This is a genomic window from Dehalococcoidia bacterium (genome assembly GCA_025054935.1).
Lineage (GTDB): Bacteria > Chloroflexota > Dehalococcoidia > SpSt-223 > SpSt-223 > JANWZD01.
Genome location: JANWZD010000055.1, coordinates 1 through 650 on the forward strand (window position 1 = coordinate 1; position 650 = coordinate 650).

Below are 650 nucleotides of genomic sequence, written 5' to 3' on the forward strand. Positions count from 1 at the left end.
GCCTACATCACCTTCAACAACTCCACCACCGGCCGCCTGCGCCACTGCGTCATCCAGTACGCCGGCTCCTCAACCGGTGGTGCCCCAAAACACTTCTCCCTCGGCGTCGGCGCGCCAACAGACGTGGAGGTGCGCCACTGCACCATCGAGCACGGCCGAGGCGTCGGCGTGCTTGTCCAAGAGACCGCCACCAGCCCGCTCCTTGACAACGTCACCATCCGCAACGTCAGCGACGTCGCCATCTACCACCAGAACTCTCCCCTTCCCACCCTGCGCTACAGCAACCTCACCCTCACCAACAACGGCACCAACGCCGTCGAACTGCCCGATAGCGCCACGGTGAACAAGCCAGTCACCCTCGACAGCGCAGCGCTCGGCGGCGCCTTCTTCCTCGCCGGCAGCATCGCCATCAACGCCAACCAGACGCTCACCATCACCCCCGGCACCACCCTCCGCTTCAAGAACGATGCCTACCTTGTGGCTGCGCCGAACGGGCGCTTGGTCGCTGAGGGGACGCCCAGCCAGCCTATCACCTTCACCTCCGCCCTCACTACCCCGGCGCCCGGCAGCTGGGCCTTCATCACCTTCAACGCCAACGCCACCGGCCGCCTGCGCCACTGCGTCATCCAGTACGCCGGCTCCTCAACCGG

The 650-nt window shown here is 66.3% G+C and carries 1 protein-coding gene; it reads left to right on the forward strand.

What is annotated here, in order from left to right:
• Window positions 1-650, forward strand: a 650-nt coding sequence (locus tag NZ773_16240) for a right-handed parallel beta-helix repeat-containing protein (protein ID MCS6803477.1), incomplete at both ends; no start/stop codon positions are given.